The sequence below is a fragment of the Agromyces mediolanus genome, from assembly GCF_044917495.1.
In the GTDB taxonomy this organism is placed as follows: domain Bacteria; phylum Actinomycetota; class Actinomycetes; order Actinomycetales; family Microbacteriaceae; genus Agromyces; species Agromyces mediolanus_B.
The window spans coordinates 572,794-582,347 of the sequence record NZ_JAVSSI010000001.1; the positions used below are offsets into that span (position 1 = coordinate 572,794).

At 72.9% G+C, this 9,554-nt stretch carries 7 protein-coding genes; 2 read left to right on the forward strand and 5 right to left on the reverse strand.

Features of this window, described 5'->3' with window-relative positions:
• Nucleotides 1–10 precede the first annotated feature (10 nt).
• The 5 genes from valS to ROT00_RS02740 all read right to left on the reverse strand — a co-directional run bounded on the left by valS (nucleotide 11) and on the right by ROT00_RS02740 (nucleotide 7,853).
• Nucleotides 11–2,593, reverse strand: a complete 2,583-nt coding sequence (gene valS, locus ROT00_RS02720) for a valine--tRNA ligase (protein ID WP_404772126.1) — start codon at nucleotides 2,591–2,593, stop codon at nucleotides 11–13.
• 65 nt (nucleotides 2,594–2,658) lie between these two features.
• Entirely contained in the window at nucleotides 2,659–4,359 is a 1,701-nt protein-coding gene (locus ROT00_RS02725; RefSeq protein ID WP_404772127.1) for a dipeptide ABC transporter ATP-binding protein, read from the reverse strand.
• The gene (locus ROT00_RS02730) at nucleotides 4,356–5,156 is read right to left on the reverse strand and encodes an ABC transporter permease (protein ID WP_404772128.1); all 801 of its coding nucleotides are present in this window, start codon (nucleotides 5,154–5,156) and stop codon (nucleotides 4,356–4,358) included. Before ROT00_RS02730 ends, ROT00_RS02725 begins: the two co-directional genes overlap by 4 nt.
• 92 nt (nucleotides 5,157–5,248) lie before the next feature.
• Nucleotides 5,249–6,193, reverse strand: coding sequence for an ABC transporter permease (locus ROT00_RS02735; RefSeq protein WP_404772130.1), 945 nt, complete (start codon nucleotides 6,191–6,193; stop codon nucleotides 5,249–5,251).
• A gap of 4 nt (nucleotides 6,194–6,197) precedes the next feature.
• Complete coding sequence (locus tag ROT00_RS02740) at nucleotides 6,198–7,853, reverse strand: ABC transporter substrate-binding protein (protein ID WP_404772131.1); 1,656 nt, start codon at nucleotides 7,851–7,853, stop codon at nucleotides 6,198–6,200.
• Nucleotides 7,854–7,917: 64 nt separating this feature from the next.
• On the opposite strand from ROT00_RS02740, the gene ROT00_RS02745 reads away from it, so the two are divergent.
• On the forward strand, nucleotides 7,918–8,592 hold the full coding sequence (locus ROT00_RS02745) for a TetR/AcrR family transcriptional regulator (RefSeq protein WP_404772133.1): 675 nt from the start codon (nucleotides 7,918–7,920) through the stop codon (nucleotides 8,590–8,592).
• A 216-nt stretch (nucleotides 8,593–8,808) separates the two neighbouring features.
• The coding region (locus ROT00_RS02750) for a class I tRNA ligase family protein (RefSeq protein WP_404772134.1) at nucleotides 8,809–9,554 on the forward strand (746 nt) is incomplete at its 3' end.

Here is a 9,554-nt window from a genome sequence, read left to right on the forward strand (position 1 = left end):
TGGTTCCAGGTCATTCGGCCGGCGTCGCCAGCTCCACCTCGCGCACCTCGAGCGCCTCGCCGGAGGCGAACTCGAGCGTCTCGATGCGGCCGACGGCCCGCAGGTCGCCCGCGGCGGCCTCGAGCAGTGCGGCGGCATCCGCCGGTGCGGCGATGACGGCGCGCGAGACGGGCGTCTTCTGCGAGGCCTTCGCGTCGGTCTTCGCCCGGCGGATGCCGGTGAGCGCCAGGCTCGCGAGTTCGAGGAGCTCGACGCCGGCCTCGCCGCGCGCAGCGAGCTCCTCGACGGCGGGCCAGCTCGCAGTGTGCACCGAGCCCTCGTTGGACCAGCTCCACGCCTCTTCCGTCGCGAACGGGATGACGGGGGCGAAGAGGCGCAGCAGCACCGAGAGCGCGGTCTTCAGCGCGGCGACGGCCGAGGCCTGCTCGGCGCTCGCCTCGCCGTAGGCGCGCTCCTTGACGAGCTCGAGGTAGTCGTCGCAGAAGGTCCAGAAGAAGGTCTCGCTGAGCTCGAGCGCCCGGGCGTGGTCGTAGCCCTCGAGCGCCTTCGTGGCCTGCTGGACGACGGTCTCGAGCGCGGCGAGCATGCTGCGGTCGATCGGCTCGGTCACCGGGGCATCCGCGTCGCCCTCGAAGGTGAGGATGAACTTGGCCGCGTTCAGCACCTTGATGGCGAGGCGGCGGCCGATCTTCACCTGCGTCGGGTTCTGCGGGTCGAAGGCGGCGTCGGTGCCGAGTCGCGAGGACGCGGCCCAGTAGCGCACCGCATCCGAGCCGTGCTGCTCGAGGAGGCCCGCGGGCGTCACGACGTTGCCCTTCGACTTCGACATCTTCTTGCGGTCGGGGTCCACGATGAATCCGGAGATGGAGGCGTTCGACCAGGGTGCGACGCCGTGCTCGAGCTCGGCGCGGAGCGCGGTCGAGAAGAGCCAGGTGCGGATGATGTCCTGCCCCTGCGGACGCAGCGAGTACGGGAAGACGAGCGAGAACAGCTCGGGGTCGCGCTCCCAGCCGCCCGCGAGCTGCGGGGTGAGCGAGGACGTCGCCCAGGTGTCCATCACGTCGTGCTCGCCGATGAAGCCGCCCGGCGCGTTGCGCTGGGCCTCGTCGAAGCCCGGGGCCGGCGTCGACGAGGGGTCGACCGGCAGCTGCTCGCGGGTGGCCACGATCGGTTCGTCGAAGCGCGGGTTGCCCTCGCCGTCGAGCGGGTACCAGACCGGGATCGGCACGCCGAAGAAGCGCTGGCGCGACACGAGCCAGTCGCCCGAGAGGCCGCCGACCCAGTTCTCGTAGCGCACGCGCATGAAGTCGGGGTGCCAGTCGATCTCGCGACCGCGGCCGAGCAGGCGCTCCTTCAGGTCTTCGTCGCGGGCGCCGTTCACGATGTACCACTGCCGGGTGGACACGATCTCGAGCGGGCGGTCGCCCTTCTCGAAGAACTTCACCGGGTGCGTGATCGCCTTCGGCTCGCCGAGGAGCTCGCCGGAGGCGCGGAGGAGCTCGACGACGGCCTGCTTGGCCGAGAACGTCGTCTTCCCCGCCAGCTGAGCGTACGCCTCCCGGCCGGCCTCGCTCGTGATGGCCTCGGGCGCCTCGGCGACGACGCGGCCGTCGAAGCCGATGATCGCGCGGTTCGGCAGCTGGAGCTCGCGCCACCAGACGACGTCGGTCACGTCGCCGAAGGTGCAGATCATGGCGATGCCGGTGCCCTTGTCCTTCTGGGCGAGGTGGTGCGCCACGACGGGCACCTCGACGCCGAACACCGGGGTCGTCACGGTGGTGCCGAAGAGCGGCTGGTAGCGCTCATCGTCGGGATGGGCGACGAGGGCGACGCACGCCGGCAGGAGCTCGGGGCGGCTCGTCTCGATCTCGACGGTGCCGCCGTCGGGGCGGTGGAACGCGACCCGGTGGTAGTGGCCGGGCTGCTCGCGGTCCTCGAGCTCCGCCTGGGCGACGGCGGTGCGGAACGTCACGTCCCAGAGCGTCGGCGCGAGGGCCTGGTAGGCCTCGCCGCGCTCGACGTTGCGGACGAAGGCGAGCTGGGAGGTGAAGAGCGCCTCATCGGCGATGGTGCGGTACGACTGGGTCCAGTCGACCGAGAGGCCGAGACTGCGCCAGAGGGCCTCGAACTGCTGCTCGTCCTCGACGGTGAGGCGCTCGCAGAGCTCGATGAAGTTGCGGCGCGAGATCGGCACCTGGTCGGCCGCTTTGACGCTCTTGCCTTCGCCGCCCTCGAACGGCGGGGTGAAGCCCGGCTCGTAGGGGAGCGCGGGGTCGCAGCGGACGCCGTAGTAGTTCTGCACCCGGCGCTCGGTGGGCAGGCCGTTGTCGTCCCAGCCCATGGGGTAGAACACGTGCTTGCCGCGCATGCGCTGGAACCGCGCGACCACGTCGGTGTGCGTGTACGAGAAGACGTGCCCGATGTGCAGCGAACCGGAGGCGGTCGGCGGGGGAGTGTCGATCGAGTAGATGCACTCGCGGGTCGCCGATTCGCGGTCGAAGCGGTAGGTGCCCCGGTCTTCCCAGACGCCGCCCCACTTCGTCTCGAGGCCTTCGAGGGCCGGCTTCTCGGGGATTCGCGCGGTGTCGGTCATGGTGCTCCGGTTCGGTATGTGCGGCACCGAGTCAGTGGGGGTGCCTGAATGTGCGACGCTCCAGCCTACCGGGTGCCGGCGGTGCCGCGTGCATCCGGCCCGAAGGCGAGTCGCGGAGAATCCCTGATGAGCGCCGTGGTATAGGCGTGCTGCGGGTCGGCGAAGAGCTGCTCCGCCGGCCCGTGCTCGAGCACGGCGCCGTGCCGCATCACCGCGAGCTCGTCGCTCATGTGGCGGACGACACCGAGGTCGTGGGAGATGAGGAGGAGCGCGAGTCCGCGCTCGCGCTGGAGCTCGTCGAGGAGGTCCAGGATCGCGGCCTGCACCGTCACGTCAAGCGCGGAGACGGGCTCGTCGGCGATGAGGATCTCGGGACGGGCGGCGAGCGCGCGCGCGATCGCGATCCGTTGGCGCTGGCCCCCCGAGAGCTCGAGCGGATGCCTCGTCGCCGTCGTGCCCGGCAGGCGCACGAGGTCGAGCAGCTCCCGCACCGCGCCCTCGCCGCTCGGCTGCTCACCGGCGGCGAGCGCGTCTCGGAGCAGGCGTTCGACCCCCCAGCGCGGGTCGAACGAGCCGTACGGGTCCTGCCAGATCGCCCCGATGCGTCGGCGCAGGGGCCGGCGCGCCGCCTCGCGGAGCTCGCTCCACGGCCCGCCGTCGAGTCGGACGACCCCGGCATCGGGGTGCTCGAGCGCGAGCAGCAGTCGCGCGAGGGTGGTCTTCCCGGAGCCGGATTCGCCGACGAGGCCGAGGGTGCGGCCGGACCGCAGCGCGAGCGAGACGTCGTCGACCGCGAGCTGCTCCGCGCCGCGCGAGCGGAAGACGCGGCGGAGTCCGACCGCCTCCAGCAGCGGGCCGGTCGCCTCCGGGGTCGGGCGGATGTCGGCGCCCGATCGCTCGCGCGCGACGGCGACGGGCGCGAGCCCCGCCAGGCGTTCCTCGCCGAGGAGCGCGACGCCGCGGGGCACGTCGGCCGGCACCGCGGCGAGGAGCGCGCGCGTCGCCGGATGGACGGGGTCGCCGAGCACGGACGCGGTGGGCCCCTGTTCCACGACCTCTCCGTCGGCGAGGACGAGCACCTCGTCGGCGACGTGCGACACGACCGCGAGGTCATGGCTGATGAGGAGCACCGCGGTGCCGCGATCGGCGGCGTCGCGGAGGAGTCGGAGCACGTTCGCCTGCACGCCGACGTCGAGGGCCGTCGTGGGCTCGTCGGCGATGAGGACGGGCGGGTCGAGCACGACGGCGGCGGCGATGAGGGCGCGTTGACGCATGCCGCCGGACAGCTCGCCCGAGCGGCGGTCGATCGTGAGGGAGGGGTGCGGCATGTCGAGGCGCTCCAGCAGCTCGAGCACCCGGGTCCGTGCCGCGGCGGGCCGGAGGCCGAGGTGCAGTCGCAGCGGGTCGCCGATCTCCCGGCCGATCGGTCGGAGCGGATCGAGCGAGGCGAGGGCGTCCTGGAGCACGAGGCCGACTTTCGCCCCGCGCAGCCGTCGCCAGCGCCGTGGACCGGCGCCACGGACGTCCTCGCCGTCGAGCTCGAAGCGCTCGGCGGCCACCGCGGCATCCCGGCCGGCGAGGCCGAGCAGGGCGCGCGCGGTGACGCTCTTGCCGGAACCGGATTCGCCGACGACGGCCACGATGCGTCCGGGGCGGAGCTGGAGATCGAGTCCGCGGACGACCTCCCGTCCGCCGAACGCGACCCGGAGCCCGGTGACGTCGAGCACCGGCGCGCTCGGGGGCCCGGCGGCCGTGTCCCCGCTCATCGACGCCCTCCGTCCCCGGCCGTGAGCGCGCGGCCGAGCACGGTCGTGGCGAGCGTGGTCGCCACGATCATGAGGCCGGGGAAGACCGTGAGCCACCACGCGGTAGCGAGATACGTCCGACCGGCGGCGAGCATCGCCCCCCACTCGGCGGCGGGCGGCTGGGCGCCGAGGCCGAGGAAGCTGAGCGACGACGCCCAGACGACCGCCTGCCCGACGCCGAGCATCGCGAGCGCCGCGATCGGGATCAGCGCGTTGGGCAGGATGTGGGCCCCGAGGATCCGTGCGCGGCCGTGCCCGAGCACGCGGGCCGCCTCGACGTAGCCGGACTCCCGGATGGCGAGCAGCTCGCCGCGGATGATCCGGGCGTAGCCGGGCGCGGTGGACAGCCCGACCGCGATCGTCGCGGTGACGGGGCCCGGGCCCCAGAGCACGATCACGAGCAGGGCGAGCAGGATGCCGGGGAACGCGAAGAGCACTTCGTTCACCCGGCCCACCAGGAAGTCGAGCACTCGCCCGCCGAGCGCCGCCAGACCGCCGAGCGCGAGCCCGAGGGCGAGTCCGATGGCGGTGGCGAGCACGCCGATGAGGAGCGAGGGCGCGGTGCCCGCCACGAGGCGGCTGTAGACGTCGCGGCCCGATTCGTCGGTGCCGAACCAGTGGGCGGCCGACGGCGGCTGGAACGCCTCCGCGGGTGCGATGGCGTCCGGCGGTGCCGTCTCGAGGAGGGCCGGCCACGCGACGGCGAGGAGCAGGAAGCCGACGAAGGCCGCGGCGAGGGCGACGCTCGGACGAGGCATCCGCCACCCGCGGGCACCGGCCCGGCGACGTGCCCGCCCCCGTGCGCCGCCACCGGATGCGCCGGTCGAGCCGACCCTGAGCTCGAGATCGCTCATGCCGCGGCCCGCCGGATCCGTGGGTCGGCGATCGCGGCGATGACGTCGGTCGCGACGGTCATGACGACGTACACGAGGGCCACGACGAGCACGACGCCCGTGACGAGCGGCACGTCGCGGAGTTCGGTGGCGCGGAGCAGGGTACGACCGAGTCCTGGCATCGCGAAGATCGTCTCGACGACCACGGCGCCCGAGATGAGGAAGCCGATCGCCCAGCCCGAGAGCTGCACCGCGGGGAGGGCGGCGTGCCGGAGCGCATGGCGCAGCCGGATGCCCGCGCCCGACTCGCCCCGCGCGAGCGCCGAGACGGTGAACGGCTGCTCGAGCGCGTCGAGCAGATGCTCCCGCATCAGCTGGGCGAGGAATCCGGCCAGCGGGATCGCGAGCGTGACGACGGGGAGCACGAGCCCAGCGGGGCCGCCGTTCGCGACCGGCGGCAGCCAGCGCAGCCCGGTCGCGAAGACCGCGATCAGCACGGTCGCGAGCCAGAAGTGGGGGAGCGCGGCGGCGGTGAGCTCGACGGCCCCCGCGACGCCGCGCGCGATCCTGCCAGGCGCGGTCGACCAGAGGGCGAGCCCGACGGCGAGCAGCCAGGCGAGCGCGAGCGCCGCCAGGGCGAGCGTCAGCGTGCCGACGAGCTGGCCCCCGATGAGCTCCGCCACGGGGGCCTTCAGCGAGTAGGAGGTGCCGAGATCCCCGGTGAGGAGCCTGCCGAGCATCGCCGCGTACTGCACGACGAGCGGCTGGTCGAGCCCGTACTCGGCCCGGACCCGATCGAGCGTCTCCTGCGGCGCCTGGGAGCCCGGCCCGCCGAGGATCGCCTGGGCGGGATCGCCGGGGACCAGGTGGATCGCGAAGAAGGTCAGCGTCGCGACCGCCCACAGCACGAACAGCGCCCCGCCGAGGCGGAGCGCGATCGTGCGGAACCGGCGGGCCCGCATCGCCTCAGTCGGCGAGCCAGGCGTCGGCGAACCACGGCGTCGACACCGTGGGCAGCGCTCGGGCGCCCTGGACCGCGTCGCGGTGCAGGTAGTGGTTCTGCTGGTCGTACAGGGGCAGGGCGTAGAAGCCCTCCAGGATGATGCGCTGGGCGGCCTCGTAGTCCGCGGCGCGCTCGTCCGGGTCGGACGCCGAGGCGGCGTCGGTGAGGAGGGCGTCGAGCTCGGGATCCGAGAGCTGGGCGAGGTTCGCGAAGTACCCGCTCGGCGCCGGGACGATGCTGTCGCTGTGGTACAGGATCCGCAGCACGTCGGGCCCGATCTTCGTGTACGGCGCGCTCACGAGCTCGTACTCGTGCGCGAACAGGGCGCCGTACCAGCTGGAGAGGTCGAGCGGCTCGAGCTGGACCTCGAACCCGGCTTCCTTGGCGGTCGCCTGGATCTGCTCGAAGAGCGACTGCTCGGCGGGGATCGACTGGTTCGTCGAGACCGGGAAGCGCAGCGTGAGGCGCGCGCCGTCCTTGGTGCGGATGCCGTCCGCGCCCTTCGCGGACCAGCCGGCCTCGTCGAGCAGGGCGTTCGCCCGGTCGAGATCGGGCTCGAAGAGGCTCGGCTCGGAGTAGGCGAGCGGCTCGACGCTCGAGAGCACGGAGTGGCTCCGCTCGGCGGTGCCGAAGAAGAGGCTGTCGATGCCCGCATCGACCTGGACCGCGCGGATGAACGCCTCACGCACGCGCTCGTCGTCGAAGGGGGCCTGTCCGGAGTTCAGCTCGATGCGGTTCGAGGCGCCCGGACGGGGCGCATCGATCTCGACGAGCCCGTCGGCGCCCTCGCGGGCCTGCCGGAGCGCGTCGGGCTGGGCGTTGTCGATGACGTCGACCTGTCCGGCCTGCAGCGCCGCATAGCGGGAGGCGGCGTCGGGGAGGAAGCGCCACTCGATGCCCTCGAGGTAGGCGGCGCCGTCGCGGCCGCGATCCGCGGGACCGCCGTGGTAGTCGTCGTTGCGCACCAGGGAGACGTGGTCCTGCGGCACCCACTCGGAGACGACGAACGGGCCGGAGCCGATCGGTGCGCGGCAGTTCTCCTCCATGCCGCGGGCGATGCCGGCGGGCGACTGCATCGCGGTCCATGGCTGGGCGAGGGACTCGAGCAGCGCGCTGTCCGGGGCGCTGAGGTGGAACCTGGCGGTGGTGTCGTCGACGACCTCGACGGAGGCGACCTTGCCGACCGCGAGGTAGCCGGTGGAGGACTGCGTGGCCGGGTCCTGGAGGTGCTCGATGTTCGCCTTCACCGCCGCCGCGTCGAAGGGGGTTCCGTCGGTGAACACGACGTCGTCGCGGAGGGTGAAGTCCCAGCTGAGCCCGTCGTCGCTCGTGGTCCACTGCTCGGCGAGCCAGGGGATGACCTTCCGATCGTCATCGAGCGAGACGAGCGACTCGAGCACCTGGCCGGCGAGGAGGGCCTGCGGGTAGTTGCCGCCGACGTGCGGGTCGAGGCAGTCGGGCTCGGCGTCTCCCGTCGCGTAGACGAGCGTGCCGCCGGGCTTCGGCGTCGAGGAGGCGGTGCCGGGGCCCGCGGCGGTGCACCCGGCGAGCGCGAGTGCGGCGACGGCCGCGAGCGGCAGGACGAGGCGGGCGGCGGTGCGGCTGCGTGGTGCGGGCATGCGCGGAGGGGCTCCTGATCGAGGGGGATCCGACGAGTTTCGGTACTCAGTCCATAATGAGTCTATGACGAATTCCGGGGCCCTGGGCGCGCGCGACGGATCCGGCGCGGCGGCGGTGCGACCCGTGCGCGGCGGGCGACCCCGCGCATCGTCGCGGCGGACGCTCGAGGATGCCGCGGGGGAGCTCTTCCTCGAGCAGGGCTACGCCCGCACCACCATCGACCAGATCGCGCAGCGCGCCGGGGTCGGCCGGAACACCTTCTTCAACTACCTCGCCACCAAGTCGGATCTGCTCTGGCTCGACGTGGACGACACGCTGCGCGCCCTTCCCGCGGTGCTCGACGAGGTGCCGGAGGACCTCTCGCCGACCGCCGCGCTCGAGGCCGCGCTGCTCCGGCTCGCCGCTCGGCATCCGCACCGGGGCGTCCCGCTCGCGATCAGCCAACGGGAGGCGATCGGCGGCGAGGCGGACTTCCGCGCCTCGGGCCTCGAACGCTTCCTCGTCGTCACCGCGGCGCTGGCGGCCTTCCTCGCCGCTCGTTCCGGCCGGGCGCCCGGCGACCCGATCGTCCGCGCCGCGGCGAGCGCCGCAGTGGCCGCGCTCGTGAGCGGGGCCGCCGACTGGGCGAGCGCCGGCGTCGAGCGCGGCGAGCTCGTCGAGCAGGTCCGGATCGCCGTCGGACCCGTCTGCCGCGGCTTCGCCCCGCAGCTCGACGCGCCGTCGCCCCCGACCCGGTAGACTCGTCGCAACGACTGCGATCCGGCCATCACCGGGGAGTCTCCGGAAGAACGTCTCGGGCCCGCCCGAGGTCACTAGAACCGGACGGGACCAGCCCGTCACAGCTGAAGAGCGAGCGGTCGCATCCACGGCGGGTGCGGCAAGCGGGGTGGTACCGCGGTGGCGTTCGAGGAACGCGCCGTCCTCGTGACCAGGAGATCACTGCAGGAGCGAGCGTTGTACCCCAAGGGTCAGGACCCCGAGTCATCCGTCACGCCGTCGCCGTCGTTCCCGGCGGTCGAGCAGGAGGTGCTCGCCTTCTGGAAGGCCGACCGCACCTTCCAGGCCTCGATCGACGAGCGCGAGGGCGCCCCCGAGTGGGTCTTCTACGACGGCCCGCCGTTCGCGAACGGCCTGCCGCACTACGGTCACCTCCTGACCGGCTATGCGAAGGACGTGTTCCCGCGTTTCCAGACCATGCGCGGCAAGCAGGTGCACCGCCGCTTCGGCTGGGACACGCACGGCCTGCCCGCGGAGCTCGAGGCGGAGCGCCAGCTCGGCATCACCGACAAGAGCCAGATCGAGGAGATGGGCATCGCGGCCTTCAACGAGGCCGCGCGCTCCTCCGTGCTCCGCTACACGAAGGAGTGGGAGGAGTACGTCACCCGCCAGGCGCGCTGGGTCGACTTCGAGAACGACTACAAGACCCTCGACACCGGCTTCATGGAGTCCGTGGTGTGGGCGTTCAAGACGCTGCACGACAAGGGGCTCGCCTACGAGGGCTACCGCGTGCTCCCGTACTGCTGGCGCGACCAGACGCCGCTCTCGAACCACGAGCTGCGCATGGACGACGACGTCTACAAGATGCGCCAGGATCAGACGGTCACGGTGACGTTCCCGCTCACCGGGGCGAAGGCGGAGACGCTCGGCCTCACCGCCGTCCGCGCGCTGGCCTGGACGACGACGCCCTGGACGCTGCCGAC

Coding starts and splice junctions, on each gene's coding strand:
- valS (WP_404772126.1), bottom strand. CDS start 2,593: ATGACCGACACCGCGCGAATCCCCGAGAAGCCGGCCCTCGAAGGCCTC.
- ROT00_RS02725 (WP_404772127.1), bottom strand. CDS start 4,359: ATGAGCGGGGACACGGCCGCCGGGCCCCCGAGCGCGCCGGTGCTCGAC.
- ROT00_RS02730 (WP_404772128.1), bottom strand. CDS start 5,156: ATGCCTCGTCCGAGCGTCGCCCTCGCCGCGGCCTTCGTCGGCTTCCTG.
- ROT00_RS02735 (WP_404772130.1), bottom strand. CDS start 6,193: ATGCGGGCCCGCCGGTTCCGCACGATCGCGCTCCGCCTCGGCGGGGCG.
- ROT00_RS02740 (WP_404772131.1), bottom strand. CDS start 7,853: ATGCCCGCACCACGCAGCCGCACCGCCGCCCGCCTCGTCCTGCCGCTC.
- ROT00_RS02745 (WP_404772133.1), top strand. CDS start 7,918: ATGACGAATTCCGGGGCCCTGGGCGCGCGCGACGGATCCGGCGCGGCG.